General features: G+C 45.7%; 30 protein-coding genes and 2 tRNA genes. 23 read left to right on the forward strand and 9 right to left on the reverse strand.

The annotated features are described in order from the left end of the window. Positions 1–31 precede the first annotated feature (31 nt). Positions 32–1,120 carry an alanine dehydrogenase gene (gene ald / locus QUB35_RS27455; protein ID WP_333144801.1) on the forward strand — a complete coding sequence of 363 codons (1,089 nt, stop codon included), beginning with the start codon at positions 32–34 and terminating at the stop codon, positions 1,118–1,120. A gap of 22 nt (positions 1,121–1,142) precedes the next feature. Here ald and QUB35_RS27460 read toward each other — a convergent pair whose 3' ends face one another. From QUB35_RS27460 to QUB35_RS27470, 3 genes are all read right to left on the reverse strand, one after another. Further along, the gene (locus QUB35_RS27460) at positions 1,143–1,292 is read right to left on the reverse strand and encodes a hypothetical protein (RefSeq protein WP_333144802.1); all 150 of its coding nucleotides are present in this window, start codon (positions 1,290–1,292) and stop codon (positions 1,143–1,145) included. A 117-nt stretch (positions 1,293–1,409) separates the two neighbouring features. Next, a complete protein-coding gene (locus QUB35_RS27465) occupies positions 1,410–1,790 on the reverse strand; it encodes a hypothetical protein (protein WP_333144803.1) in 381 nt (126 codons plus the stop codon). After that, on the reverse strand, positions 1,717–1,995 hold the full coding sequence (locus QUB35_RS27470; RefSeq protein WP_333144804.1) for a hypothetical protein: 279 nt from the start codon (positions 1,993–1,995) through the stop codon (positions 1,717–1,719). Before QUB35_RS27470 ends, QUB35_RS27465 begins: the two co-directional genes overlap by 74 nt. Positions 1,996–2,021: 26 nt before the next feature. Here QUB35_RS27470 and QUB35_RS27475 point away from each other — a divergent pair, with 26 nt between their 5' ends. Genes QUB35_RS27475 through QUB35_RS39265 form a run of 4 tightly spaced genes read left to right on the forward strand, consistent with a single transcriptional unit; the run spans position 2,022 to position 2,863 of the window. Then, the gene (locus QUB35_RS27475; protein ID WP_333144805.1) at positions 2,022–2,177 is read left to right on the forward strand and encodes a hypothetical protein; all 156 of its coding nucleotides are present in this window, start codon (positions 2,022–2,024) and stop codon (positions 2,175–2,177) included. A gap of 35 nt (positions 2,178–2,212) precedes the next feature. Beyond that, positions 2,213–2,506: a hypothetical protein gene (locus QUB35_RS27480; protein ID WP_333144806.1), complete on the forward strand. Its 294-nt coding sequence runs from the start codon at positions 2,213–2,215 to the stop codon at positions 2,504–2,506. Further along, positions 2,506–2,694, forward strand: coding sequence for a type II toxin-antitoxin system PemK/MazF family toxin (locus tag QUB35_RS27485; protein WP_333144807.1), 189 nt, complete (start codon positions 2,506–2,508; stop codon positions 2,692–2,694). The genes QUB35_RS27480 and QUB35_RS27485 overlap by 1 nt, the downstream gene beginning before the upstream one ends. A 25-nt stretch (positions 2,695–2,719) precedes the next feature. Then, on the forward strand, positions 2,720–2,863 hold the full coding sequence (locus QUB35_RS39265) for a type II toxin-antitoxin system PemK/MazF family toxin (RefSeq protein ID WP_445252072.1): 144 nt from the start codon (positions 2,720–2,722) through the stop codon (positions 2,861–2,863). Here the strand turns inward: QUB35_RS39265 and QUB35_RS27490 are convergent. Next, on the reverse strand, positions 2,804–2,944 hold the full coding sequence (locus tag QUB35_RS27490) for a hypothetical protein (RefSeq protein ID WP_333144808.1): 141 nt from the start codon (positions 2,942–2,944) through the stop codon (positions 2,804–2,806). The genes QUB35_RS39265 and QUB35_RS27490 overlap by 60 nt on opposite strands. Positions 2,945–3,041: 97 nt before the next feature. Here QUB35_RS27490 and QUB35_RS27495 point away from each other — a divergent pair, with 97 nt between their 5' ends. The 3 genes from QUB35_RS27495 (at position 3,042) to QUB35_RS27505 (ending at position 4,153) form a co-directional block, all read left to right on the forward strand. Beyond that, the gene (locus tag QUB35_RS27495; RefSeq protein ID WP_333144809.1) at positions 3,042–3,386 is read left to right on the forward strand and encodes a hypothetical protein; all 345 of its coding nucleotides are present in this window, start codon (positions 3,042–3,044) and stop codon (positions 3,384–3,386) included. Continuing rightward, the gene (locus QUB35_RS27500; protein ID WP_333058272.1) at positions 3,383–3,592 is read left to right on the forward strand and encodes a hypothetical protein; all 210 of its coding nucleotides are present in this window, start codon (positions 3,383–3,385) and stop codon (positions 3,590–3,592) included. The genes QUB35_RS27495 and QUB35_RS27500 overlap by 4 nt, the downstream gene beginning before the upstream one ends. Positions 3,593–3,979: 387 nt before the next feature. After that, the gene (locus QUB35_RS27505; protein ID WP_333144823.1) at positions 3,980–4,153 is read left to right on the forward strand and encodes a DUF559 domain-containing protein; all 174 of its coding nucleotides are present in this window, start codon (positions 3,980–3,982) and stop codon (positions 4,151–4,153) included. 430 nt (positions 4,154–4,583) lie between these two features. On the opposite strand, the gene QUB35_RS27510 is transcribed toward QUB35_RS27505, so the two are convergent. Next, positions 4,584–5,105 (reverse strand): hypothetical protein, encoded by a 522-nt coding sequence (locus QUB35_RS27510; protein ID WP_333144810.1) that lies wholly within the window; start codon positions 5,103–5,105, stop codon positions 4,584–4,586. A gap of 58 nt (positions 5,106–5,163) precedes the next feature. Continuing rightward, positions 5,164–10,413, reverse strand: coding sequence for a S8 family serine peptidase (locus tag QUB35_RS27515; protein ID WP_333144811.1), 5,250 nt, complete (start codon positions 10,411–10,413; stop codon positions 5,164–5,166). Between the two features lie 49 nt (positions 10,414–10,462). On the opposite strand from QUB35_RS27515, the gene QUB35_RS27520 reads away from it, so the two are divergent. After that, positions 10,463–10,708, forward strand: a complete 246-nt coding sequence (locus QUB35_RS27520) for a hypothetical protein (protein WP_333144812.1) — start codon at positions 10,463–10,465, stop codon at positions 10,706–10,708. Positions 10,709–11,427: 719 nt separating this feature from the next. On the opposite strand, the gene QUB35_RS27525 is transcribed toward QUB35_RS27520, so the two are convergent. Beyond that, on the reverse strand, positions 11,428–11,574 hold the full coding sequence (locus QUB35_RS27525; RefSeq protein WP_333144813.1) for a hypothetical protein: 147 nt from the start codon (positions 11,572–11,574) through the stop codon (positions 11,428–11,430). Between the two features lie 2 nt (positions 11,575–11,576). Here QUB35_RS27525 and QUB35_RS27530 point away from each other — a divergent pair, with 2 nt between their 5' ends. From QUB35_RS27530 to QUB35_RS39270, 8 genes are all read left to right on the forward strand, one after another. Further along, the gene (locus QUB35_RS27530) at positions 11,577–12,602 is read left to right on the forward strand and encodes a site-2 protease family protein (protein WP_333144814.1); all 1,026 of its coding nucleotides are present in this window, start codon (positions 11,577–11,579) and stop codon (positions 12,600–12,602) included. 102 nt (positions 12,603–12,704) lie between these two features. Beyond that, positions 12,705–13,382 carry a PEP-CTERM sorting domain-containing protein gene (locus QUB35_RS27535; protein ID WP_333144815.1) on the forward strand — a complete coding sequence of 226 codons (678 nt, stop codon included), beginning with the start codon at positions 12,705–12,707 and terminating at the stop codon, positions 13,380–13,382. Between the two features lie 159 nt (positions 13,383–13,541). Beyond that, a tRNA-Leu gene (locus QUB35_RS27540) sits at positions 13,542–13,623 on the forward strand. Positions 13,624–13,696: 73 nt separating this feature from the next. Continuing rightward, positions 13,697–14,494: an RNA methyltransferase gene (locus tag QUB35_RS27545; protein WP_333144816.1), complete on the forward strand. Its 798-nt coding sequence runs from the start codon at positions 13,697–13,699 to the stop codon at positions 14,492–14,494. 609 nt (positions 14,495–15,103) lie between these two features. Continuing rightward, positions 15,104–16,063: an RNA polymerase sigma factor, RpoD/SigA family gene (locus QUB35_RS27550; protein ID WP_333106022.1), complete on the forward strand. Its 960-nt coding sequence runs from the start codon at positions 15,104–15,106 to the stop codon at positions 16,061–16,063. A 221-nt stretch (positions 16,064–16,284) separates the two neighbouring features. Next, positions 16,285–16,626 (forward strand): DUF760 domain-containing protein, encoded by a 342-nt coding sequence (locus tag QUB35_RS27555; protein ID WP_172187001.1) that lies wholly within the window; start codon positions 16,285–16,287, stop codon positions 16,624–16,626. A 188-nt stretch (positions 16,627–16,814) separates the two neighbouring features. Next, positions 16,815–17,219 (forward strand): 8-oxo-dGTP diphosphatase MutT, encoded by a 405-nt coding sequence (mutT, locus tag QUB35_RS27560; protein ID WP_333144817.1) that lies wholly within the window; start codon positions 16,815–16,817, stop codon positions 17,217–17,219. A 90-nt stretch (positions 17,220–17,309) separates the two neighbouring features. Beyond that, entirely contained in the window at positions 17,310–17,486 is a 177-nt protein-coding gene (locus QUB35_RS39270) for a hypothetical protein (protein WP_445252073.1), read from the forward strand. Between the two features lie 164 nt (positions 17,487–17,650). On the opposite strand, the gene QUB35_RS27565 is transcribed toward QUB35_RS39270, so the two are convergent. Beyond that, entirely contained in the window at positions 17,651–18,889 is a 1,239-nt protein-coding gene (locus QUB35_RS27565) for a histidine kinase (protein ID WP_333144818.1), read from the reverse strand. Positions 18,890–18,942: 53 nt separating this feature from the next. Here QUB35_RS27565 and QUB35_RS27570 point away from each other — a divergent pair, with 53 nt between their 5' ends. From QUB35_RS27570 to QUB35_RS27580, 3 genes are all read left to right on the forward strand, one after another. Next, complete coding sequence (locus QUB35_RS27570; RefSeq protein ID WP_333144819.1) at positions 18,943–20,667, forward strand: DUF2079 domain-containing protein; 1,725 nt, start codon at positions 18,943–18,945, stop codon at positions 20,665–20,667. Positions 20,668–20,918: 251 nt separating this feature from the next. Continuing rightward, positions 20,919–22,106 carry a glycosyltransferase family 4 protein gene (locus QUB35_RS27575; protein WP_333144820.1) on the forward strand — a complete coding sequence of 396 codons (1,188 nt, stop codon included), beginning with the start codon at positions 20,919–20,921 and terminating at the stop codon, positions 22,104–22,106. A 158-nt stretch (positions 22,107–22,264) separates the two neighbouring features. Continuing rightward, a complete protein-coding gene (locus QUB35_RS27580; protein ID WP_333144821.1) occupies positions 22,265–23,509 on the forward strand; it encodes an MFS transporter in 1,245 nt (414 codons plus the stop codon). A gap of 385 nt (positions 23,510–23,894) precedes the next feature. On the opposite strand, the gene QUB35_RS27585 is transcribed toward QUB35_RS27580, so the two are convergent. After that, positions 23,895–23,968 (reverse strand) — tRNA-Arg (locus tag QUB35_RS27585). Positions 23,969–24,046: 78 nt separating this feature from the next. Between QUB35_RS27585 and moaC the strand changes: the two genes are divergently transcribed. From moaC to QUB35_RS27600, 3 genes are all read left to right on the forward strand, one after another. Continuing rightward, the gene (gene moaC, locus QUB35_RS27590) at positions 24,047–24,568 is read left to right on the forward strand and encodes a cyclic pyranopterin monophosphate synthase MoaC (protein WP_333144822.1); all 522 of its coding nucleotides are present in this window, start codon (positions 24,047–24,049) and stop codon (positions 24,566–24,568) included. A gap of 88 nt (positions 24,569–24,656) precedes the next feature. Then, the gene (locus QUB35_RS27595; RefSeq protein WP_006633890.1) at positions 24,657–24,914 is read left to right on the forward strand and encodes a 2TM domain-containing protein; all 258 of its coding nucleotides are present in this window, start codon (positions 24,657–24,659) and stop codon (positions 24,912–24,914) included. Positions 24,915–24,978: 64 nt separating this feature from the next. Continuing rightward, positions 24,979–25,281 carry a DUF3181 family protein gene (locus tag QUB35_RS27600; protein WP_333057367.1) on the forward strand — a complete coding sequence of 101 codons (303 nt, stop codon included), beginning with the start codon at positions 24,979–24,981 and terminating at the stop codon, positions 25,279–25,281. Positions 25,282–25,654 lie beyond the last annotated feature (373 nt).

A 25,654-nucleotide genomic window follows, 5' to 3' on the forward strand; every position in this document is an offset into this window, starting at 1 on the left:
ATCGACGTATGCCTGAGATTAGAGGTTATAGATGGAAATAGGCGTCCCCAAGGAAATCAAGGATTTAGAGTTTCGAGTCGGGCTCAGCCCCACAAGTGTCCGGGCTTGTTCGGACAAAGGCCACACAGTTTTTGTGGAAACGAATGCTGGTGCTGGGGCCGGTTTTGCGGACGAGGACTACGTTGAAGCAGGCGCTAAGATTGTCTTAAATGCTTCCGATGTCTGGAAGCGCGAACTAATTGTTAAAGTTAAAGAACCGCTGCCTGCTGAGTATCCGCTGATTCAAAAAGAGCAGTTGCTGTTTACATATTTGCACTTGGCGGCCGATCGCACATTAACCCAGCATTTAATCAGCAGCGGAGTCCAGGCCATCGCCTACGAAACCGTCGAACTCCCGGACAGAAAATTGCCGCTGCTAACGCCGATGAGCATTATTGCAGGGCGTTTGGCCGTGCAGTTCGGAGCTCGCTTTCTGGAACGACAGCAAGGTGGCAGAGGAGTGCTTTTGGGCGGCGTACCGGGAGTGAGACCGGGTAAAGTTGTGATTTTGGGCGGCGGCATTGTCGGCACAGAAGCAGCGCGAATTGCTGTAGGAATGGGCGCGAGAGTGCAGATATTAGACGTAAATGTCGATCGCCTAGCCTACCTGGAAACTCTGTTCGGTTCCAGAGTAGAATACCTCTACAGCAGTCCTTTGCAAATTGAAGCAGTTGTTCCCGATGCTGATTTGTTAATCGGTGCGGTTTTGGTCTTAGGTAAAAAAGCTCCGGTGCTGGTTTCTCGCGAATTTGTTGCGAAGATGCACCCCGGTTCAGTGATTGTTGACGTAGCCGTTGATCAAGGCGGCTGCGTGGAAACTTTGCGGGTAACTTCTCACACAAATCCTACTTATGTTGAGGAAGGAGTTGTGCATTACGGCGTGCCAAATATGCCCGGTGCCGTGCCTTGGACTGCGACTCAAGCTTTGAATAACAGCACTTTGCCTTATGTTTTGCAGTTGGCAAATAACGGGATTAAAGCTTTGGAAATGAATCCGAGTTTGGCGAAGGGATTGAACGTGCAGAATCACCGATTGGTGCATCCGGCCGTGCGCGAGGTTTTCCCCGATTTGGCCGATTAGATTCCCCTTTTTTTTAAGTAAGCTATCCCGCATCTAAATTGTATTTTGGTGCGGGTAGGAGCAACAGTGTCGATACCCCTCGCATCCCCTTAAGAAGGGAGACTTTGAGTGAGGAGAGTTGAATGGCTTGCTCGATGCGATCGAGGTCATCAGATAAAATATTAGGCAGCATAATTCAGTCGTTGCGCTAGTTGCTGATGCAGCCCTCGATCGAGAAAAAGGAGTAAAGGGCGATCGACCTTTTTATGCCAAAAAGAGCGATCGACCTTCTCCCTAATTCACAAGATAATCATTCAGAGTTTTTAGTAAGCGTTGATGTCGCTTGCGATGAAATAGCTCCAATAGAACCGATAATTTGATTGCGAGGCAATACAGCAAGGAAACCTAACCGAATTAACGATTGAGACCGTAAACCACTGGGAGCAAAGTCTGGGTCTGAAGGGGAAATAATATCGTCAAAATCTGGAACCTGTTGATGTAGTTGGGTGCTAACACCACAAACTAAAAAATCTCCATAAGGAGGTAGTTCCCTCAGAAGGATGACTGGACGATTCTTAATTGTCCCGTCAGCTTGAGGAATTGGGGTGAGAACAACATCAGCTTCCTCCATAGTCAGGATTTGGTGTTTTAATTGCATCGAGCGGGTAATCGTCGTTCTGATTGTAGGCATTGTTTAGTTGATGCCTTGACAACCGCAACCAGGCTTCGCGTTCTGCTAATTGTTCCGGGAGGACTGTGACAATGAGTTTTATATTTGGTTCAAGCTTATAGGGTTCATCTAGCTGAATAGATTGCCCATCAAAATGTGCTGATAAAGAAATAAGCTTCATGGCTTGGATATCTTGAAGGCGAGTGCTTTTAACTAAGTTTATCATATTTTGACGCTCTAGGGACACAGGCTTTGACCCGTTTATCTACCATAAATTTGCTCCATTCCTTAGAAAAACGATCGCCCCTCCTCGAAGCAAAAAGCGAGATTCCTCGATCGAGAAAAGCGATCGAGCTTTCCATAACAAAAGAGCGATCGCTAACCCACTGGACGCGAATAGTTGTATAATAGACAAACTAGGCAAGCGCAAAAAGTGAAAACCTATGTCACAGGCAATCCTCAAACAAATTGTTAATCAGCTTGAAATGCTGGAAGTTTTAGAGTTACAGGAAATCGAGGGCGTAATCTGGAAATATCTGGCTGACAAACAGCAAGCTACTCAACAATATCTACTTCAAAAATCTGCTAATAAAAAACAATTATTTCGAGAATGGGATGACATTTCTGATGAAGAAGCTGCGATACTAAAAGCTGAGTTTGCCGCCGATGATTTAGCTTTTGCAGAAGTCGCCTTAAGTGATTATCTGCCTCGACTTCAGCAACAGGATAAAATCTGATGCTAGGAGATATTTATTTGGCAGATTTGAATCCTTCTAGAGGGTCAGAACAAGCAGGAATTAGACCAGTCATTATTGTACAGCGAGATACATTAGACCGCTTTACTACAACAGTAGTCGTAATTCCGGTAACAAGTAATCTGCGACGATGCTCAAATACCGGGGACAATTATTTTACCGACTGGTGAAGGTGGTTTAACACAAGATTCAGTCGTGCTTTGCTATCAAATAGTAGCCATCGATAGAGAGCGATTAATCAAAAAATTGGGCACTCTTTCAGCAGATTATGTATCAAGATTACAGGTAGCATTGCAGTATACATTGCAAATGGATGAATTTGAGAATGTAGAAGAATAGAATGAGTTGAAGTGCGATCGCACTCACAGCCCCAAAGAGCGATCGCCCCTGTCCATCCACAAGACCGAGATCCCTTTCCATATCCCCAAAAAGCGATTTCCTATGGGATAGCTTCGCACGCGGACTGCACGATCGTTTATAATTACAATGATTGACGAGTTATGAGGAGCGTGCAAGTATGGCAAAATTCCCCAACGAACTTGCGGAAATTATCTGGAATTTGAAACGCCAGTTGCTAGATATTGTTGACGCAGCAACAGCAGCAGAATTGACTCTATTTGAACTTTTTGGAGAAACGAGTGATACGATACCATTTCTGGATGAACTGAAAAGTGTGGCTGAACGTGCTACACCCTGGTTTAATCGGCTGTCTAATTTTCAGTTACGCATAGCTGAGTCTCAACCCACAATTTCGGTTGATATGCTAAACTTAGTAAACCAATCTATTGAACGCATCCAAATCGAAATTCCGGCAATGGAACGGAGTATTCAAGAAGTGAAAACGGAGTGGAATTTGCCATGACTAGCCAACCGCGTATTCCCAATCCTGAAACAGCCAAGAGATTATTGGCTAATTTGCGCCGCAGTCGTTTAGCAATGGAAGCAGCGACTCTGGAATTAGAAGACATTACAATGCAGTTGGAAAATGACAGCAGACAAAGGCGTTTGGTGCGGTTGAGGCAGGCAATTAACGATGCTGAGGCTGCTAATTTTTCAGTCAATGTCTGAAATTATTTCTTAAATCTCGCCCCAAAACTATAATTTAAATATTGACGAAAACAGCAAGATAGATCGCACTTTTTGACTCATAACAAAAGAGCGATCGACCTTTCCCTATCCCCAAAAGATCGCCCTAGTTGTCAAGTAGACATGGTTTGAGATAAACTAATTCTGAAACTATTCCCTAAATATCGCCCCTTCGCCGACAATTTTAATGAACATCTTGTCCCCCCCTTCTTAAGGGGGGTTAGGGGGGATCATGCCGAGATTCGGGGGGATCATGCCTTTATTAAACGACTCAAACTTCCACCTACCATACAACCCAAAACTCATCCCCATCGCCAAACAACTGCGGAAAAATCCAACTCCTGCGGAAAAAAACTGTGGCAGGATTTTCTGAGAAATTTCCCTTTTCGAGTTTTGAGACAGCGACCCATCGACAATTTTATCGTAGATTTTTATTGTGTGGCTTTACTGTTAGTAATTGAGATTGATGGGGAGAGTCATTTTACGGAAGAAGGGAAACTATATGATGCAGAAAGAACCGGGATTTTACAGGGTATGGATTGAAGGTTGTCAGGTTTACGAATGTTGAGGTGTTGCAGAGTTTTGAGGGGGTTTGTGGGGAGTTGTTGGGTTTGATTGAGGGTGATTGTTGAGACCAGATCCCCCCTAGCCCCCCTTAAGAAGGGGGGGACATGAGGGGAGGGGAGTTGAATGGGTGGCCCGATGCGATCGAGGCGATCGGATAAAATATTAGGCAACATAATTTAATTGTACTATGGAAAAGTTGACTCAATATCGATCGATCGCGCGATTCGTAAAAAAAGCGATCGACCTTTCCATGCTAAAAGAGCACTCGACCTTTCCATTTCAAAAATAGGGATCGCCCTTCTTCATTCCACAAAAGCGATCTGCCTAATTTGAAAAGCAGAAATAACCCAAAATTTAGAGAGGGATTGACTGAAAGTAGTCAGGTTTACGAATGTTGAAGTATTCTTTATTGAGTGTGCAAATAAAGAAATATATCTGAGGTTTTTCCAATCCTGACGAAGTAACCATGCTGGAGAGGTGATTTTTCAAAAATATCGGGCTCATATCCATCCAGGTTTATCCTTATAAACCCTGGTGTTTCAGATGGCGTTAAACTATTCTTTAGTTCAGTGGGCAACCAGTCTAAAACAAACTTTTTTTGAAGATACGGACGGTTCATTTGCTGAGAGCGCACAGATTTGCTGATGATACCATCAATCTCTTGTTCATTGAATGTGACAACTGCAAATAATGACCAATCACTAGGCCCAGGTACTATGCTGGGTTTAGTTATGTCTATTGTTTGCCAAGTCACTTTTATCGGTACAGCAGGCAAATTAATATGCTTACCTAGCTTTTCAACATCATGAGAAACTACCATATTGCTTGATACTGTTTTAGGTGCAACTTTTGTTGATTGACAACTGGTCATTAGAACACAGAACAAGGCGAATAATAGACTTCTCTGTGGAAAAAATTGTGAAGCCATAAAGTGTAGTGTTATTTAAAGGCTAAACCTGATGAAAATTTCCTACTTAGCCACGAACTCAACCATTGGTAATCGTGGCATTGTTCAAATTACCTTGTTTCCATGTAACTTGCCGCGATAAAGTTGAGTATTGCATATACTCATCAGCTAAACCAACAACTACAAGTCTTCCATTTACGGCATCTAAAGTCTCAGATGCAATGTCCTTATCGCCTGGGTTGAAGTTATAGCGATCCTGAGCGTGCAGTGTAAAATCCTGTTTGTAGTTTGGTGGTTGACCAGGAGTCACAGTTACTGACGCACTTAACCAAACTGAGTGACCGCCTATCGCTTTTGCCCAGTTTTCTGTCTTAGGGTACTGAAATCTGGGGTCGTTTTCATTGCCAACAACAATTGCACTACTGGTTATGTTGAACTTCACTTCTCTATTGGCATAGGCAGGATATTTTGAAATTATTTGACGGTAAAGGTTTTCGGCTCCAGCCTGTGCGTCAAGAATCAAGTTTTTCAGTGCAACCTTACCACTTTCATCATCATTGACGAACTTGTCATAAGAAAAATTACGATCTGCACCTTTACCATCCTGGTAGTGAAGATATGCAGCGGCTCCATCCGGTAAATATCTTACCGGGTTTGGGATCGACACTCCTATCGCTTTTAACCTCCATTCTGCTCTAGTTAAACGGTCTTCCCATGTTGGCGGCTCTTTACCCTTTTTTGAAAAGCCGTCATCGTGCTTGATATCAGGTCGGGTTGGCGAACCAATTTTGTAAGTTGCAGCTAGGTTTGGATTATTTGTAGACAGCGATAGAGAATTGAGCTCGGGGTGATTATTGCCAGAATCATCAACAGGTGTTATTTCAACGGTACCACCATTAGAGGAAGATTCAGGGACAATTAGTGAATTTGAACCATTGTAGGTAACATTTCCACTGCTAGGGGAAGTTGCTGTAGTATAACCACTACCAGAGTTATTTGTACTATTAGGTTGCTGATTTCCAGGTAGTCCTTCAGGGTTCCCATAGATCACAGCACTCGGAACCCAATAATTTGTCCGTGCAATTCTGAACCAGCGATTATCGGGAGTTCCTAATTTGTAATCATCTACTGATTGTCCATAAGTCCAAGCATCAAAGTTAATCCAATCGCCATATTTCTTAGCTAGCGAAACATTTCCAAAAGAGTCAAAAGTTGGCTCTTGGCGAGGCATAATTCCATCAGAGTTCATCACCCAACCGTTGAAATTAGCAAGGTTAAGCGCTACGTTATTATTTGACTGAGATTGATTATTGACAGGAGGATTAACATTACTTCCACCACTGCTGCTAGAAGAGTCAACGAATAATGGGTCATTATAGCTGTAGGTAATATTTCCAGCATTAACTATTCCCGGTGCTGTTAGATTCAAAACCAAGCGGTAGTTTGTATCATTCCCACTCGCCGGAACCACTTTCACATAATAATCACCAGCGGCTAAGTCTGCCTTGTATATTGAGTTATTCTCTGTAAAAGTCACCAATTGCTTATTGGCATCATACAACTCTACTTTCACATTAGCCTGATTATCACTATCAAATAACCGAGGAGCAAGCTGTAACAAGCGAGAGTCTTTAATCGTAAACTTGTAATAGTCTGAACCATCGCGGGTTGCTCCTACAAAGTCCTCATATTCTTTTCGCTGACCCGTCAAATCACCTAAATTGCGAACCCTGCTCCAATCTTCACCCGCTTGGTCAAGCTGTACCGCAAGATTGTAAGGAGTATCGCCTTGAACCTGTTCCACTCCGACAAAATAAGGCCCTTCTGCTAATCCCGAAACTTCAAGGGGACTATTTTGACCGGGATAAAATAGCTGTTCTTTCACTGGTTGATTGTTGCCATCATACACAACTACTTTAGCTGTGGTGTTAGGAGCTAAATCATTCAAACCGAGCCGTAAAATGTTAGGAGACTGACTGCCCAAATTATTAATATTCAAGCGGTAGCGGTCATTGTCATACGCATTCGTACTTGATTTTTTAGCTGGATTGCTGCTGCTTAAATTTCCACTAATCACAGTCCGACCCGTGAAAGTTCCCAAAAATGGATTAGACTCACCTTGAAAATTATTCGGATTGGCATCATTCAAAGTCTTCGCCAGATTTAGTACCATTGTGTAATCAGTATCCGCAGTGGCACTTCCCTTGTTGACTTCCACATAATAGTTGCCAGTGTCGAGAGTTTCTGACCATAATTTGTCAAATCCTTGACCCGCTGCTGGGGCTTCTCTTATCAAGGACTTGCTTGCATTTGGGTTTACTTTATAAAGTTTTAAACTAGCATCGGCACCCAAATTCCTGAGAGCAAAATTTAGCAAACTGCGGTCTTTTACTGCGAAATAGTAGCCGTCAGTATTATCTCCTGTACGCAGGCGACCTTTGTATTCATATCTGCCAATAAATTCACCCAACTGCCGATTTGCATCGGGTATAACTTGCGTTGGTTTTCCAAGTGTTTGAACTGTAGCAACTGAAGAGCTAGAACCCTTACCATACCACGTCTTATACCCAGTCGGTTGAATAGTCAGATAGCCATTGGTGTAGTAGTGGGTTGTGACACCATTACTTATGGCTGTGTATTGAAAATTTCCCGCATTCAGAGGTACTCCTCCTTGACCAGGTTGAGGTGCAACTGGTGGCTTCACAGGAGACGGGCCAATATTGACAGATCCGCCACCTGTATTGGGTACAGGAGACGCGCCAATACTCACAGATCCGCCACCTGTATTGGGTACAGGAGACGCGCCAATACTGACAGATGAACCCCCAGACTGAGGCGTTCCAGAACTAGCAACTGGAGTCGCGTCTAGTTTAAGTTCGTAGTTAGCATTCGCATTGTTGCTGGAAAAAACCTGTACATAGTATGTGCCAGGATTGACCGTATTAAATATAACGTCAGACGGATTTGTACCACTGGGATTGTATGTTTTATCAATTTCTTTGCCTTGAGCATCCAGTAGTTTAATATCCGAATTGCCTTGTAACCTCTTAAGGTAAAGAGCTACTTCGCTCGGTTGACTAACATCAAATCGGTAGAAATCACTTTTATCACTACCGCCAATTGAATCAGAAAACTTTATCTGATTACTGCTTAACGTACCAATATTTCGAGCTGTAGCTAGACTTCCATCGGGGTCAGTGACAAGTGGAGTAACGGAACCCTTTAATGGTACTGTTGTCTTGACATAAATCTTATATCGTCCTTTGTTCAAATTTAGATTTAGGTCGATCGGCTGACTTCCATCAGTTGAGTATGTGGTAATTGACTCCCACTGCTCTCCTGAACCCAACAGTTTCCTAATTTCTATCTCGGCATAACCGATATTTGATTGCGAATTTAAGGTGAACTTAACAGGGTCGTTTACCTCGATTCCATATTGATAAGACTGATTACTGACTGCTGGTACATTCAATTCTGGAGAAGTGGGCGCAGACGTAAACATCCCACTGATATTATTTTGGAGTGGGATTCTAAACTGAGCCGAACCCGAAAACGCAGAAGAGCGATCGGGAATCAATTCAGTAGTTAAGCCATAATTCTTAATGCTAGTATCCTGTCCAGAAGCCACCTTAACTGCATAAGTTCCTGCATCAAGAAATACGGCTGCTGTCTTAGAAGTAGGAGTTTGCACTTTCGTTGAACCGAAAGTTTCATCGCCAATAGTAACACCCACGGAGTTAAAAACGCCTGAAGGCTCGCCCGGTATAAATTCAAAACCACCCGGTTTGCCATCAGCTTTTACTACACTGACAAGAGGCAATTTGGTACTGCCATTCGTTGGATTAACCGTGTAGCGGAAATACCCAGGCTCAGTTACCGTAAATGTATGATAGAGTGCCGGTTGAGCCGGACTAACTATGCCACTATCTGTGAAATTAGGTGACAGTTGCAAGGGTGCTGTATTAAACGATGTTCCACCTTGCGCCGCCCGTTCCTCCGGCGTAACTATCCCTTCCCCACTCCAAGTATCCGGCGTCACCCACGGAGTTGGATTATAAACTTCCGGCTGCGTCTTCTTCGCCAAATCCACCGCCGCCAACGTATTCAAAAACCCAAAACCCGTCTCATCATCCCACCCAGACGGCCCCAAATCCCTCGCCGTAGACTTCAAAATCTCCATCACTTGGCGATAGTTCAAAGCAGGATTTGCCGCCCAAACCAAAGAAGCCGCCCCCGCAACTTTAGCAGTCGCTACCGAAGTCCCCGCCATCGTGCCCAAATCATTTCCCACCGTCGATAAACCTGGGTGTTCAGTCGTACCCCCATCCGCCAAAATATCCAAACCGCGGCCATAACTAGAATAGATCGATCGCCCGTTAATATCCCCAGCCCCAACAGTAAAAATATTATCAAATTCCTGCGAAGCTTGACCCAAAACCGACATCACACCGCCGTCGTTACCAGCCGCCGCTACCAGCAAAACTCCATTTTGCCGCGCATATTCTAACGCCTTACGTTCTGCTGGAGTCAACTCATAGCGCGTTGTCACACTCCCGTCAGGATTCTTCTGAGTCAAATCCAAACTGAGATTCGCGATCGCATTTTTCTGTCCAGAAGCCTTCGCAGCATCCACAAACTCTACCAAAGAATCAGCCCATCTCCCAGAATCGATCGCCCTTCCCACCCACTTCGGCGCAGTCTTATTAATCGCATCAATAATCCCCAACATAAAAGTACCGTGCTCGCTACCTTCCCCAGGCTTCAGCAACGGATTGTCATCCCCGCCGACATAATCGCGGCCCTTCTTAATATTCGCGTAATTCAAATAAGGACTATCCGCACTCACACCAGTATCAATCGACCCCACCAACGGCTGAGATACCAAAGGAAAATCTAGCAATTGACGAATTGCATTCGGATTGTTAGGATTCGGCGACTGCGGATCGACAGGAATTACAGCAATCGGCAAAGTCTCAAACGCACCGCCCGGATTGTAAGGGGTTTGAGTGGCAATCCCATCATGGTACAGACCCAGCGGGTCAAAATCAATCAGCGGCGGTAAATTGTTAGTTGGTGCTCCAGAAGGGTCGATCGGGCAAACACCGCTATCAGCCAAGAAATTAGGTAAATCTAAATCCGACAGCGACAAAAAACCCAATAACTGATGCAAGTAGTCAAACTCGTGCAGCCAACCCCCAACCCCCACACTCGGACTCACAATTTTTTCTAATATAAAACTTTTCGGTCGTTTCCGACTCTTTGTTTTACTTGAATCCCCAAAACCTTGAGCCTGTTTGCGTTTTTTGCCACCAAAATTTAGCCAACCCATAACTTTTGCACCCTGATTAATATGAATTCGATCGCAAGAACTTAATTAAATGCCTTCAGACATTCAACCAAAATCCTTTGTTGACAAGGATTTTTCAATAATCGTCAAAAATTTCTGTTTATTTGAGAATTCACGCAAACTTAACAAATTTTCTGAATGGGCGATCGCTTCACATCTGCCGCCCTTTGCTAACGGTCAGGCGGGCGATCGGACAAATACTTTGTTAATGCGTAATCTATATGATTTTTTGCTTCTTCACGATTATCATACACCCAAGTTATATGTGCGATCGTAAAGTTTGTGTAAACTTTTTGGGATAGCAATCCCCGCCTCAACCAGAAACATCCGCTACACGCTCGTTTCCCACACAATGACAGGTGAAAAATGCGTAACTCCTAAAATAGTTAGAACATACACTTGCTTTTTTTCTGATTTCTGATAATATGAATAACAACGTGAAATTTGGATTAAAGTCTAAAGCCCAAACAAATATCACTAAAGCTTCTTCACAAAATACTTGAATACTTCCCTGCTTCATTAAAACAGGGGAAAACTCAGCCCTTAAACTTTCCGTTTTCAGGAAGACTTAGACCGGCTCGAAATGCTCAAAAACCCAGAGGAGAGAGCTAAAAAAGAGAATATGGCGATCGATCCATGACAATTTAATAAAACTCAACCACAGTTCCCCGTGGTCGATCCAAAAGTCCAGATCCCCCTAAATCCCCCTTAAGAAGGGGGACTTTGAGTAAATTCTCTTGTTCTCCCCGATGTTTTGGGAGACTTGACGAACACTCTTATCCCCCCCCGATATTTTGGGAGACTTTAGGAACACTCTTATCCCCCCGATATTTTGGGAGACTTTAGGAACACTCTTATCCCCCCCCGATATTTTGGGAGACTTGACGAACACTCTTATCCCCCCCGATATTTTGGGAGAATTTACGAACACTCTTGTCCCCCCCGATATTTTGGGAGAATTTACGAACACTCTTGTCCCCCCCTTCTTAAGGGGGGCTAGGGGGGATCGAGTTTCGGCCTAAAACGCGTAATTCCTTCTTCCTTCTTCCTTCTTCCTTCTTCCTTCTTCCTTCTTTCTTCTTCCTTCTTCCTTCTTCCTTCTTCCTTCTTCCTTCTTCCTTCTTCCTTCTTCCTTCTGCCCAACCATGCAACTAAAATCAGCGGTGCAGTGGATACCTCATCCCGACGGTTATTGGATACTTCGCAATCCCGAAGACATTACCTGTATTCAAGTAGACGACTTTGACAAACAGGTAATTTTGCAATTAAGCCAACAGCCAATAACTAATATTCTCGCTGAATACAACCTCGATTTAGAAGACGTGCACAATCTCTTGAGAGACTTAGCACAAGCAGGAATGCTAGAAGGAACCAAGCCACCGAAAGCCAAATTTAACCTGCTATCCTTCACAATTCCCCTAGTCAATCCAGATGTTTGGCTATCGCAGCACATCGACAAATTACGCTGGATGTGGACGTGGGAATTTGGCTTTTTTCTGTGCGCTTTCATCGCTTCCTCTGTAGCAGTGTGGTTGGCTTCCTCTGCCGAAATCGCAGCCTCACATCAGCAGTTGTGGATAGCCGGAAAAAATGAGACTATTTTCCAATTGGTCTTGCTGACAATGCTGGTAATAGCTTGGCACGAACTAGGTCATGCTTTCACGCTCAAACACTACGGCGGCATAGTTAAAGAAATTGGATTGCTGTTTATGTGTCTCATCCCCGGATGTTACACAGATACAACAGATCAATACAGTTTAGTCAGGCGCAAACAGCGGGTGTTAGTAGTAGCCGCCGGAGTATTAATCCAAGTGACAATTTGGGCATTTGCTGTTTGGATGTGGCTGTTTTCTCAGTCAAATCCGGTTTGGCATCAAATTAGTTATTTGTTGATGGTGGCCGCCTTGCTGACAGTGGCAATTAATTTAAATCCGTTGAATAGATTTGACGGTTATTATTTGTTAGTAGCTGGAACTGGCATTAACAATCTGCGACAAAGGTCGTTTGATTTTTATGTGGATTTGTTGCGGAGGGAGGAGATGGAGGAAGCAGCGGAAACGCAATGGATTTTGGCGGCTTACGCGCCTTTGAGTATACTTTATACTGTTTGGGTTTTGAGTTATCTAGCGTCCTTGCTGGGTAATTGGGTTTTGCGGGTTTGGAGTTTTTAACCGCAGATTAATCACCGGCGGGACGCCCGTGCCACGATTAACCTAACGGGCGAGACGCCCGTGCCACAAAATGCAACTTTATTATTGTAGGAGTTTATCGAAATGAATGTTTTTCAAAAGTTGGGAATTGTTAGCGGAAGTTTGAGTTTTGCAGTTGTCAGTCAATGTTTTTCTGCACAAGCGGCAACTCTTACTCAAACTTACACTGTGAATTTGGGTTCGCAGCCGTTAAATAGCAGCACGAATGTAGTTTTACCCAAGTTTAATTCGCTGTTAGGAACACTATTAAGGGCTTATGTTACGGTTAAATCTACTGTTAATAACAGTGTTAGCATTACTCCTTTGACGGGAGATTTTATGGGGACGGCGGCGACTAATGCAAGTATTGCTGTGAATATTCCGCTGTTGAAAGTTGACCCTAATTTGACTTTAAGTGTGTTAGCGAGCCCGCCGGAAACGAGGATTGCTAGTGGCGGTACGGGAAGTGTTAGCGGTTCGGCTTCTGGTACTGTGTCGAAGAGTTATGATTTGCCGCAGTTTTTAAGTGCTTTAACTGGCTGCGATGGTGATACTTTTACTGCAGGCGTGGCGACAACTGGTTTGACTCAAATTCTGGGGAGTCCGGCTAGAGGTAGTTTTGGGGGTAAGGTTGTGGCTAACACTACAGTTAGTGCAATTTATGAGTATGAACCTGTACCGGAACCGATGACTGCTGTTGGTACATTTGTGGCTGCTGGAATGGGTTTGTGGTGGAAAAGAAGGGCTTCAAAAAAGGTGTAATATTAATTTGGAGATCCCCCTAGCCCCCCTTAATTAAGCAGGGTGGATAGGGGGGATCTCAAAGTTCTCCCTATTACTCGCAGCCCAGAAAAAAAATAAATTCCCCAAAACACTTGACATATTCGCGAACATATGGCAGAGTAGTAATTCGTGACCGATGCGGAACTGGCGGAATTGGTAGACGCGCATGATTCAGGTTCATGTGGTGCAAGCCTTCCGGGTTCAAGTCCCGGGTTCCGCATTCCCAAGGCAGAAGGAAGTTTGGGGTTAACCCGATACCGGCAATAACCCCATTCGCTCTGCTGAATTAAACAATGCTGACAAGTATTCAAAACCCCCTAGTTAAAGAAATTCGCAAGCTGCACAGCTCGAAGGGACGCAGGGAACAACAATTATTTTTACTCGAAGGGACGCACTTGCTCGAAGAAGCTTGCGCTGCCAAATACCCGCTAGCAACGGTTTGCTGCACTCCCGAATGGCTGGATCAGCACGGGGAACTTTGGCAGCAAGTTGGTAATTTAGCCGATCGCACAGAATTAGTAAGTGCAAAAGTGTTAGAGTCGATCGCCACTACAGTCCAACCCGACGGCATTGTCGCCACCGCACCCCGCACCGCAACAGATCCCGCAAAATTGTCAACTTTAGGAATAGCCCTAGAAACAATCCAAGATCCCGGCAACTTGGGGGCGATCGTCCGCACGGCTGCGGCTGCTAATGCCGACGGTTTGCTGCTGAGCGCTGAGTGCGCCGATTTAGACCATCCCAAAGTGCTCCGCGCCTCAGCAGGAGCTTGGTTTAAGCTGCCAATGGCAGTCAGTCCAGATTTAACCGCCGAAGTCTCTGCGTATAAAAATGGAGGAATGCAAATTTTAGCAACCGTCGCCGGGGCAAGTTTAAGTTATTGGGAAGTAGATTTGCGAGTGCCCACTCTGATAGTTTTGGGCAACGAAGGCTCTGGTTTGTCGGAAGAATTGAGGAGTTTGGCCGATCGACAAATCCAAATTCCCCTGAGTCGTGGCGTAGAATCTTTAAATGTGTCGATCGCCGCAGCCCTCATCTTGTACGAAGCTCAACGGCAAAGAAGTCAATCGATTTTAGATTTTAGATTTTAGATTTTAGATTGAAGCATTGAGCCCACGGATAAATTCGGGGGCCAGTTTATCCGATACAGGTTTTTTATTTCTGGACGGATGAATCCGGGGGCTTGTCTCCTGGATGTTTTCGGTCATTAGTTATTAGTCATGAGTCATTAGTCATTATCTGTTGGGGCGGGTTCATCAATATCTGTAACTTCATATTCAGGGCAGCCACGGGGGGCAGCCCCTACAAGATAATGAAACAGCCGTGCCCCATATCCCCCTGTGCCCCTCTCCCCCTCTGAGATTTGGCCGATTTTGTTTATATTGATGCAAACTGTAAAGCCAGGAAAGCAATTGCTCTCGTATCAACAGTCCAGGCTGGCATGAAATAAATATGAAGAAGTGTAGTCAAGTGCTCTCACAAATGTTAAGATTCTTAACATAACGTAGTATTGTGCTCGCCCCAACCAAAACCTAACCTGAGACGGTGCTGACTGGGAGTAGTAGCTAGCTACCATAAAATTAAGCCTCTTTAAAAGGAAGGAAAGCGCAAGTCCCCGCCCGCTTTCCTTCCCAGCTAAAGCTAGGGGTTTGCGACTACCGCAAACCTTTAGAGGCACAGATCCTCAGCGGGAAAAGCTCATGAAAACTCTTAAGTCCTCAGATACAGATTCTGTTCGCGCTTACTTGCGGGAAATCGGCCGCGTTCCCTTGTTGACCCATGAGCAAGAAATACTCTACGGGAAACAGGTACAGCGCTCAACCGCACTGCATCAGGAGAAAAATATTTTAGCCGAAGAGTTAGGCCGCGACCCGACGGCGGCTGAATGGGCACAGGCAGTTGGGCTGTCTGAGGCACAGTTGCAGCGGACGATCGAGCAGGGGGAAAGGGCAAAGCGCCAAATGGTGGAAGCGAATCTCCGCCTGGTAGTCTCTGTTGCCAAAAAATATATCAAGCGCAACGTAGATTTACTGGATCTAATTCAGGAAGGCACGATCGGGATGCAGCGGGGAGTAGAAAAATTTGACCCGACTAAGGGCTACAGATTTTCTACTTATGCTTATTGGTGGATTCGTCAGGCAATTACTCGGGCGATCGCCGAAAAAGGCCGCACCATCCGCTTGCCGATCCACATCACCGAAAAGCTCAACAAAATTAAAAAGGCTCAGCGCCAACTTGCTCAACAGCTCGGCCGCGCGGCCACGGCTGCTGAATTGGCATCAGAGCTAGAATTGACTCCCAAACAGATTCGCGAATATCTCGATCGGGCGCGCCTGCCACTTTCCCTGGACTTGCGCGTGGGAGACAATCAAGATACAGAGTTGGGCGATTTGTTGGAAGATACGGGTACTACCCCGGAAGATTTTGCCCTGCAATCTTCCCTGCGGACTGACTTAGACCACCTAATGGCGGAACTGACTCAGCAACAGCGAGAAGTGCTCGCGTTGCGGTTCGGTTTAGAAGACGGGCAAACCCTAACTTTGGCCAAAATAGGCGATCGTCTCAACATCAGTCGGGAACGAGTGCGGCAAATAGAACGGGAAGCTTTGACCAAACTCCGCAAGCGCAAGCAAGATATCAACGATTATCTAGCCAGCTAGCTAGATTGGGGATTGGCGATCGGGTCCCCCCCACTTGCAATCCCCAATCTAAAATCGTAAAAACCGCCGCTTTTAATTCGGTTGTGCCCACTTGGTTGCTATGACTGTCCTGCTACATTAGTAATTACTTAGTAATAAAGATCAGCAGCCATCAGATAAGGGTTATTTAATTTAACCGCCCGCGTCTAACATAACAAGCTGTTTCTGAAACGGAGGTACTCGTGAGCAACTCATCTAATAAATCCCCAGAATTCTTTGAAGAAGACGGAGAAAATGCCAACTTATTATGGCAATACGTGCAGTCAATGGCTCCCGACACAGTTTCTCAGTTGTCTAAGCCGACTTCTCACGAAGTGTTTCAAGTAATGGAACGAAATATTGTTGGACTATTGGGGAATTTGCCTTCGGAACACTTCGGGGTGACAGTCACTACCAGTCGCGAACATTTGGGTAGATTGCTCGCCTCGGCTATGATTAGCGGTTATTTTCTGAAAAATGCCGAACAGCGAATGACTTTTGAAAAGTCGATACAAGCCAGTGAGAGACATGGCTCGGATGATTAGTAGATTCTTAACATTTAAGTGAGCCAAGTGTCAAGCCCCCCCTCGCAAGATGGGGGCTTAATATTTTAGATTTTAGATTTTAGATTTTAGATTTTAGAGGGTTGATTTTAGATTAAATAATTGAATAATTATTGATATTATTCTTACATTCCCAATTCCCCATTCCCCATTCCCCATTCCTAATTAATATGTCTGTTTCTCCTGTTGCCCACAAAGTTATCGGCGTTGCTGCAATCTGGAACGATCGCCAACAAATTTTGATTGACAAGCGCCGACAACATGGACTGCACGGGGGTTTCTGGGAGTTTCCGGGCGGTAAAATAGAGCCGGGGGAAACGATCGAAGCTTGCATAAAACGGGAAATTATGGAGGAGTTGGGGATTGTCGTAGAAGTTGGCGATCGCTTGATTACAATTGACCACGACTACACTAAATTTACAGTTAGACTATACGTGCACCACTGCCGCCACGTCAGCGGGGAACCGCAAACGATCGAGTGCGATGAAATTCGCTGGGTGACACTCGATGAAATTGACCAATTTACTTTTCCCAAGGCAAACGCACAGATTATTGCTGCACTGCGGAAAATTTGAGCTGTATACCAGAAATAAGAAGCAATAAGCAATCTTCCGCAAGGGTTTTAGGAATTAAGAACGTCCTAACCGTCGGGCGCGGTTGCTGTAATATCAAATTCGGTTGCAACTGACAACGGACAACTGACAACGGACAACGGACAACGGACAACTGACAACGGACAACTGACAACGGACAACGGACAACTGACAACTGACAACGGACAACTGACAACTGACAACGGACAACGGACAACTGACAACGGACAACTGACAACTGACAACTGACAACGGACAACTGACAACTGACAACTGACAACTGACAACTGACAACGGACAACTGACAACTGACAACTGACAACTGACAACGGACAACTGACAACTGACAACTGACAACTGACAACTGACAACGGACAACTGACAACTGACAACTGACAACTGACAGCTAACTTTTATTTTTGGACGGGCAGAGTAAAGTGAAAACAACTGCCTCTATCGGGTACAGAGTCTACCCAAATTTGACCGTAGTGGGCGCGGATGATGCCTTGACACAGAGACAGTCCAATGCCGTAACCGTCTGTTGATTTATCTCGCTGCAAGCGAAAGCTGTCTTCAAAAATGCTCGCGCAATCTTCTTCAGGAATTCCCGGGCCGCTGTTGCAAATGCTGACTTGAACTTTGTAAGCGGTGCGGTGGAGAATTGAAAGATTAACAGTTCCTTGGTCGGGCGTGTACTTGCTGGCGTTGTCCAGCAGGTTGACTATGACTTGTTTGATGCGATCGGGATCGGCATAAACCAAGGGCAAATCTGCGGGAATGTCTGTTTCTATGTTCAGACTTTTCGCCTGAAATTTGTCTTGAAACTGCAGGATTACATCTTGACAAATCGCCCCCAGTTCGATTCTTTTTGGTTCAATGTGAAGTTGAGCGTTTGTACCCCGGGCTGCTTGCAGGATATCTGTAATCATACGATCGACAATTCGGATTTGGCGGCGGGCTTGTTTCATCAAATGAGCCGCCAGACTCGGTGTCAAACGCGACTTTTCCCCCTCTTTCACCTTCTGACTTGACTCCAAAGTCTCCAAAGCCAAAGATGCGGCTGTCAAGGGATTACGCAAGTCGTGAGCTAGCATCGCAATAATCCGGTCTTTCAACTGCAACTGCTCTTGCAGGTGTTCTTTTTCCTGTTTGAGGCGAAAAACTTCATCGGAAAGCTGCACAAGTTCGGCCGCGCAAGCAACGGAATAGATGGGTTTTGAGTCAGTCAGGGTTCCAGGAATAGCTGGGGCCGACTGTTGCTGAGCTGCGTATTCTTCTACAGAACGCTTCCACCGGGGCCACCAGTGTTCGAGTTGGGCGATTAAATTGCTGCCGGCGAGAGTTTGTCGCGGATCTGGATGAATTTTGAGCAGCGAGGGAGTGGCTACAAGTTTAAAGTGTTCGGCTAAATCGGGCTGTTCTCCTACATCGATGATTTGAAGCTCAAAGTCCCACTCTGCCTTCAAATCCTTTAGGGACTTGCGGATGTGTCTGGTCTGTTCCCTGGAAGAGGGACGCTTGTCTACAAACAGCAAAAGCTGTAAAAGCGGTGCGGAATGGGCCGGCTGTTCGGGAGAACCGTCGGTATCGCTGCTGTCTGGTGTTGGATGGACGCTGTTGAGCTTTTCGATCGGGTGAAAATAATTGAGCATTGCCGAGCCGAGTTATTTCACTTCTACTTTAATTTAATACTTACTTTAGATTTATGCTATTGTCCGATAATTTCATTACAAGCGGGCAGATGATATTTTTGAGATGGAAGAAAAATGAGTCGCTGCGGGTGGTGGTTCAAGTGGCGGCCGCCTTTTTTGTGCTGTGCCTGTTGCTGACGCTGCACCGCTACTACAGCTTTTACGCTACTTACGACCAAGGCATTTTCAATCAACTTTTTTGGAATGGCACTCGGGGTCAGTTGTTTGAGAGTTCCCTCTCTTCGGCGTTGTCCACTAATGTGGTTCACCAAAACCAGCTCCCGGAGGTATCTTACTACCGGTTGGGGCAGCATTTCACCCCGGCGCTGATGCTGTGGCTGCCAATTTACTCGCTGTTTCCCTCGCCCGTCACTTTGACTGTGTTGCAAGTGACTTTAATTACGGCGGCGGGAGGAGTGCTCTATGCTCTCGCCAGACACTATCTGGAACCGAGGCTGTCGGCGACAATTGTTGTGAGCTATTACTGCGCTAACGCGGTCATCGGCCCGACTATGGGCAATTTTCACGATATTTGTCAAATGCCGCTGTATGTCTTTGGCTTGCTGCTGGCGATGGAGAAGCGCTGGTGGCCGCTGTTTGGGATTCTGGCCACTTTAATTTTGGCCGTGCGAGAAGATGGGGGAGTTGTTTTATTTGGCGTCGGAGTTTACCTGATTTTGAGCCGACGCTACCCTCGGACTGGTTTGGCTGTCTGCATACTCAGTTTTGGTTATATGATCGTCCTGACCAATCTGATTATGCCTTTGTTTTCTGCTGATATATCCCAGCGGTTTATGATGGAGCGCTTCGGTCAATATGCCGAGGGAGATGAAGCTTCTACTCTAGAAATTATTTGGGGAATGGTGAGCAATCCCGGACGGTTGGTGGCTCAATTATTTACGCCGTTTTTTGCTAAGATTAGATACCTCCTTGGCCAGTGGTTGCCATTAGCTTTGGTTCCAGCTTTCGCGCCTGCGTCTTGGATGATAGCTGGATTTCCGCTGCTGAAGCTATTTTTAGCGAAAGGAGAGTCGGTGCTGGCGATTAATATTCGCTATGCGATGACTGTGGTTCCCGGGCTTTTTTATGGGGCGATTCTGTGGTGGGCCCAGCGTCAAAAGGAAGAAGATAGAATGGTGAGAGAGGAAAGAATGTTTTTGCGTTTTCCTTCTGCTTTATTTCCTCTGCCTTCTTCTTCAAAGTTTCGCCGCTTTTGGGCGTTTTGCATCTGCTTGTCGCTATTTTTTACCTTCACTTCTAACCCAAATCGGACTTTTTCTTTGATTTTGCCCGATGCGATCGATCCTTGGGTGCAGGTTCCTCTCGTCAGACAATGGCAGCACGTTTTGCAAGTGCGGCCGCTATTGGCTCAAATTCCTGCTGATGCTAGCGTGGCAGCGACGAATACTATTGTGCCGATTTTGTCAAGCAGGCGGGAAATTCTCAGGTTTCCGATGTTGGAACTCCGCAATGATGCGGGGCAGGCAGTGAAGATGCAATATGTAATTGCCGATCTCTGGCAGTTGCAGCAGTATCAGGCTGCGTTTCGCACGGAACGGGGACAGTTGCGGGAGATCGTACCGGCGATCGATCGAATGTCCAAATCTGGAGAGTACGGAATTGTTGGCTTTGAAGACGGTGCGATTTTGATGCGTCAGGGTGCTGTTTCTAATTCTGCATCGGCTGCTGCTTGGACCCGTTTTCGCGGCGAATTGGAGCCGATTTTGAAGAAAGGGTAAGCTGGTAGCCACGATCGCCATTGCTGCCCTCAGTGGCTCAAATCTTGAGGAAACCTGTTTTTTTCAGGTAATGGCGATCGAGCAATTTCATGCAAAAACCCGGTTGAGGCATGATTTTCTGTCTTTGTTGCTGCCAAAAGTCAGGCATTGGGCATCAACTTGCGTTCAACTCAAAATTAAGGTTGATAATTATACAATAAGTCTGTTAATCCTAAACATTAAGATATATAAAAGCTTTGGAGGGGAGAAAGATGAAAATTTTGGTATTGGCATGGGAGTTTCCTCCCAGAATCGTAGGCGGTATCGCCCGCCACGTATCGGAACTATATCCAGAATTGGTGAAGCTGGGACACGAAATTCACTTAATTACAGTAGAGTTCGGCCACGCACCGATGTACGAAGTGGTAGAAGGAATACGTGTGCATCGGGTGGTGGTGGGGCACGCCAGGGACTTTTTTCACTGGGTGGCGAACCTCAACCAAAGCATGGGCCACCAAGGCGGGAAACTGATGCTTGAGGAAGGCCCCTTTGATATCATCCACGCTCACGATTGGTTAGTGGGAGATGCGGCGATCGCCCTCAAGCATACCTTTAAAGTACCGCTAATTGCCACCATCCACGCCACCGAATACGGGCGCTTCAACGGCATCCACAATGAAGGGCAGCGCTACATTAATGCCAAGGAAAACGACCTCGCTTACAATGCTTGGCGACTAATTGTTTGCAGTGATTATATGCGGCGGGAAGCCGAACGGGTACTATCGACTCCGTGGAACAAAATAGAGGTAATTTACAACGGAATTAGGTCGGAGAAAAAACCGCGCTGGCACGAATTTGACGCGATGAACTTCCGCCGACAGTTTGCGACAGACGACGAAAAAATAGTATATTATGTAGGAAGAATTAGCTCCGAAAAAGGCATTGCTGTATTTCTAAATGCTGCACCTAAAGTAATTTGGGAAATGGGGGGGGAAGCGAAAATTGTAATTGTTGGCGGCGGCAATACAGACCATCTAAAACAGTTGGCTTGGCATTTAGGAATTTGGAATAAGTGTTATTTTACAGGCTTCATGTTTGAGGAACATCTCGACAAATTCCAGACGGTGGCTGACTGCGCGGTTTTCCCCAGTCTTTACGAACCTTTTGGGATTGTAGCGTTAGAAAGCTTTGCTGCAAGAGTGCCTGTGGTGGTTTCGGATGCGGGCGGACTTCCAGAGGTGGTGCTGCACACTAAAACTGGCGTTGTTACTGAGGCAAACAATCGGGATTCTTTGGCCTGGGGAATTTTGGAGGTTTTGAAAAATCCGGGTTACGCGCAGTGGTTGGTTGACAATGCTTATCAGGATTTGGAACGCCGGTTTAGTTGGCCTAAGTTGGCGATAGAAACCCAGTGGGTTTATGAACGGGTGGTGGAGGAAAGGGCTGAGGTTGATTGGTAAGAATGTTGACAGTTGACAGTTGACAGTTGACAGTTGACAGTTGACAGTGAGTCGAATTTCAACTTTTTTGGTGCAAATCTTAAGGATTTGTAACACAATGATAGAGACACTCGAACTTACTTTGAGTGCACTCGGAAGATTTAAAGGGAATTAGCATCTTGAATATTTTTAGGGAAATCGATCCCCAACCCAGACGCAGCTTACTGATTTTATTCACCGCAGGCCTGCTATTCTGGTCGAGTTTGGCTTCGCTACTGCCAACTTTGCCGTTGTACGTTCAATATGTGGGCGGCACAAAACAGCAAATTGGTTTTGTGATGGGTGCATTTGCGATCGGACTTTTGCTATCGAGGCCACAATTGGGCAAAATAGCCGACAGCAGGGGGCGAAAACAAGTTTTGCTTCTAGGTGCGTCAGTTGCTGCGATCGCCCCTTTGGGCTACCTGTTAGCTCAATCTATCCCCTTACTCTTACTTATTCGCGTTTTTCACGGCATTAGTATCGCCGCTTTTACTACAGCTTACAGCGCTTTGGTAACAGATTTGTCGCCGCCAGGAAAGCGGGGCGAATTAATCGGTAACATGAGCTTGGTGAATCCTATTGGTCTAGCAGTTGGGCCGGCTATTGGCGGATTTGTGCAAGCTTGGGTTGGTTATACTCCTTTGTTTGCGATGTCGGTGGCTTTCGCTGCAACGGCGGTATTTTTTACCTGCCAAATTGCGGAACCTAATTTTGCAGATTTAACCAAATCGGGCTCGCTAGCGGAGGACAAAAATAGCCAAAAATACTGGGAAATGCTGTGGAATCCGAGAGTGCGGATTCCGGCTTTAGTGTTATTGGTGGTTGGTTTAGTATTTGGAACTTTGAGCACTTTTATGCCTTTGTTTATCCAAGAAACTAAGGCTAATTTGAATCCGGGATTATTTTATTCTACGGCGGCTATCGCCAGTTTCGGCATACGGTTGGTCACGGGAAGGGCTTCGGACAAATACGGCCGCGGCTTGTTTATTTCTGGCGGCTTAATCTGTTATGCCGTATCTATGCTATTGTTGTATTTTGCTAACAACAGCAGTGCTTTTTTAATAGCAGCTTTGGTTGAAGGTTGCGCGGGCGGTACGGTTTTGCCGATGATGGTAACGCTGATGTCGGACAGGTGCGAACCTCATGAAAGGGGCCGCTTGTTTTCGCTTTGTATTGGCGGATTTGATTTGGGTATTGCGATTGCGGGGCCGACTTTAGGCTTTGTGGCTGAACAAGTTGGCTACAGAAATATGTTTGGTTTTGCGGCTGGACTCGCTGGTTTGGCTTTGCTGGTTTTTATTACTCAGTCTAGCAAGGGCTTGTCTAATTCGATGAAATTTGCGATCGGTCGAGGCAAAGATGTTTATGCTTTGAATCGATGATAAGCTGTTACGCATTTAAATTGGAAAATCTGGACAGGCTAGAAGCCCGTCCCACAAGAGTTTTATTGATTTTTGACACACAGTTTAAATGTAGAACAGCTTATAACAGAAGCAAGAAGGAAGAGGCAATCAGGGGACTTACCAAAATACCCGGTTTCTCCCAAAAATTCTGAATCTATGCGACAGATATTGAGGCAGAAACCGGGTTTTTGTTCCCGCGCAGCATTCTGAAAAACAGGCAAGATGCCTGTTCCACAAAGAGTGAGTTTTCTGTAAAAGGTACAAATTAAAAAAGTTCTGAGTTTTAAATCGTGAGCTGAATTAATTTCTTAATTCAAAACTCAGAAGTCAAAACTCAGAACTCACAGCTTATAACGTTTGTCAATGGGCTTGGAGGGATTCGAACCCCCGACCTCATGGTTCGTAGCCATGCACTCTATCCAACTAAGCTACAAGCCCCTGTTGAGTTCAGATTTAATCTAAAATTGATTAAGTTCTTTTCTCACAGAATCTAACAGTAACACCATTACCAAAAAAATGCAAGACCTTTCGCAAACTTTTTCTAAATTGCCCGATGTGGCACAGCTAACTCACCTCGACAACAGCGGGGAAGCCCAAATGGTGGACGTTTCGGCGAAGGTGCCCACTGTGCGGCAAGCTGTGGCTGCTGGCCGGGTGCGGATGCTGCCGGAGACGTTTGCGGCGATTGAGGCGGGGAATGCGCCGAAAGGTGATGTGTTGGGCACTGCAAGGCTGGCTGGAATTATGGCGGCGAAACAGACTGCACATTTGATTCCTCTGTGTCACCCTCTGCCGCTGAGTAGCGTGGAGGTGCAGGTGATAGCGGATGCTGCGTTGCCGGGGTATCAAATTCGGGCGACGGTGAAAATTAAGGCGGAAACAGGGGTGGAAATGGAGGCGCTGACGGCGGTTTCGGTGGCGGCGCTGACTTTGTATGATATGGCGAAAGGATTGGAAAAGTCGATCGCCATTGAGTCGATTCGCCTGGTGAGTAAAAGCGGCGGCAAGTCAGGGGACTATGAAAATTTAGAGGCATAAATTTTCTGCCTTGAGAGGGATGTAGAATTCAAAAAGCTGCACTTAAGATTAAAATAGGCAGAGAACTACTAACATTAAGTGAAAAACTATGCCTCCTCGTTGGCCCCGCAAACCCGATCGCAACGATCCAGAGTACCGCCGTTTAGATGACCGGATGAATTTTGCTATCCACGTCGGTCTTTTTTCTGCTACCAATTCTGGTTTGTGGTTTGTTCACAATTTGCAAAAGGCTGATTGGCCTTGGGCAATTTCGGTAACGGGTGGATGGGCTCTAGTAGTTTTGGCCCACGCGATTTACCATTTTGCGATCGCCGATTATTCGCCCCTCACCAAAGATTCTGGGTGAAGGCAGTGGTGGGCGATTTGTTAAGTCTTTTGATTGATAACAAATAACTTTCGGCTTTTTTGATATGGCTAATACTACACAGGCGATCGAATCCTTAGCAGCCGAAATCGGCGAAAATGTCTACATTGACATTGCCAAGTGGCATTTGTATCTTAATGATGCCCACCTGCATACAGTTGTTGCCCAACAACTTTATTCGATGCTGGAAGATGGCGATTTAGATGCTGACAAAGTTGGACAAGTTTTGCAAGGAATTCCAGTCAAGTTGGGGGGCGGCAAGCGGGAAGTGCCACTGGCAGATTTGATTCCGATGCAGTGTCAAGTTCAGTTGATGGATGTGCTTGAGGAATTTCAGCGGAAGATGTAATACAGCAGATTTCACGTTTATAAAGTACACCCCAGATAAATCCCCGTAGGGACACTCCAAGAGCCCAAGGAGTGTCAACTTAAGCTGTGAGTCCGCCAGTCCTCTCGCCAGTCCGCCAGTCCGCCAGGGAATGAATTCCCTGTCTAATAGCTAAAGTCCTCTGAAAGAGGACTGATGAGTTTAAAAATTCTTCTTCTGAGTCCTCTTGAGAGGACTTTCGCTTTGAGGCAGGGGTTTCAACCCTTGCCGGACTATGGGTTGTACTTAAGTTGACACCTATGGGCATTGCTGTGTCCTAAGCTGTTGCACATTTAAACTGTGATACAATCATTACCCTTATTTTTGATTTTGCGACCCCATTTAATTATTAATT

Source organism: Microcoleus sp. B13-B6, assembly GCF_036705405.1.
Classification (GTDB): Bacteria; Cyanobacteriota; Cyanobacteriia; order Cyanobacteriales; family Microcoleaceae; genus Microcoleus.

Coding starts and splice junctions, on each gene's coding strand:
- ald (WP_333144801.1), top strand. CDS start 32: ATGGAAATAGGCGTCCCCAAGGAAATCAAGGATTTAGAGTTTCGAGTC.
- QUB35_RS27460 (WP_333144802.1), bottom strand. CDS start 1,292: ATGCTGCCTAATATTTTATCTGATGACCTCGATCGCATCGAGCAAGCC.
- QUB35_RS27465 (WP_333144803.1), bottom strand. CDS start 1,790: ATGCCTACAATCAGAACGACGATTACCCGCTCGATGCAATTAAAACAC.
- QUB35_RS27470 (WP_333144804.1), bottom strand. CDS start 1,995: ATGATAAACTTAGTTAAAAGCACTCGCCTTCAAGATATCCAAGCCATG.
- QUB35_RS27480 (WP_333144806.1), top strand. CDS start 2,213: ATGTCACAGGCAATCCTCAAACAAATTGTTAATCAGCTTGAAATGCTG.
- QUB35_RS27485 (WP_333144807.1), top strand. CDS start 2,506: ATGCTAGGAGATATTTATTTGGCAGATTTGAATCCTTCTAGAGGGTCA.
- QUB35_RS27490 (WP_333144808.1), bottom strand. CDS start 2,944: ATGGAAAGGGATCTCGGTCTTGTGGATGGACAGGGGCGATCGCTCTTT.
- QUB35_RS27495 (WP_333144809.1), top strand. CDS start 3,042: ATGGCAAAATTCCCCAACGAACTTGCGGAAATTATCTGGAATTTGAAA.
- QUB35_RS27500 (WP_333058272.1), top strand. CDS start 3,383: ATGACTAGCCAACCGCGTATTCCCAATCCTGAAACAGCCAAGAGATTA.
- QUB35_RS27510 (WP_333144810.1), bottom strand. CDS start 5,105: ATGGCTTCACAATTTTTTCCACAGAGAAGTCTATTATTCGCCTTGTTC.
- QUB35_RS27515 (WP_333144811.1), bottom strand. CDS start 10,413: ATGGGTTGGCTAAATTTTGGTGGCAAAAAACGCAAACAGGCTCAAGGT.
- QUB35_RS27520 (WP_333144812.1), top strand. CDS start 10,463: ATGCCTTCAGACATTCAACCAAAATCCTTTGTTGACAAGGATTTTTCA.
- QUB35_RS27530 (WP_333144814.1), top strand. CDS start 11,577: ATGCAACTAAAATCAGCGGTGCAGTGGATACCTCATCCCGACGGTTAT.
- QUB35_RS27535 (WP_333144815.1), top strand. CDS start 12,705: ATGAATGTTTTTCAAAAGTTGGGAATTGTTAGCGGAAGTTTGAGTTTT.
- QUB35_RS27545 (WP_333144816.1), top strand. CDS start 13,697: ATGCTGACAAGTATTCAAAACCCCCTAGTTAAAGAAATTCGCAAGCTG.
- QUB35_RS27550 (WP_333106022.1), top strand. CDS start 15,104: ATGAAAACTCTTAAGTCCTCAGATACAGATTCTGTTCGCGCTTACTTG.
- mutT (WP_333144817.1), top strand. CDS start 16,815: ATGTCTGTTTCTCCTGTTGCCCACAAAGTTATCGGCGTTGCTGCAATC.
- QUB35_RS27565 (WP_333144818.1), bottom strand. CDS start 18,889: ATGCTCAATTATTTTCACCCGATCGAAAAGCTCAACAGCGTCCATCCA.
- QUB35_RS27570 (WP_333144819.1), top strand. CDS start 18,943: ATGCTATTGTCCGATAATTTCATTACAAGCGGGCAGATGATATTTTTG.
- QUB35_RS27575 (WP_333144820.1), top strand. CDS start 20,919: ATGAAAATTTTGGTATTGGCATGGGAGTTTCCTCCCAGAATCGTAGGC.
- moaC (WP_333144822.1), top strand. CDS start 24,047: ATGCAAGACCTTTCGCAAACTTTTTCTAAATTGCCCGATGTGGCACAG.
- QUB35_RS27595 (WP_006633890.1), top strand. CDS start 24,657: ATGCCTCCTCGTTGGCCCCGCAAACCCGATCGCAACGATCCAGAGTAC.
- QUB35_RS27600 (WP_333057367.1), top strand. CDS start 24,979: ATGGCTAATACTACACAGGCGATCGAATCCTTAGCAGCCGAAATCGGC.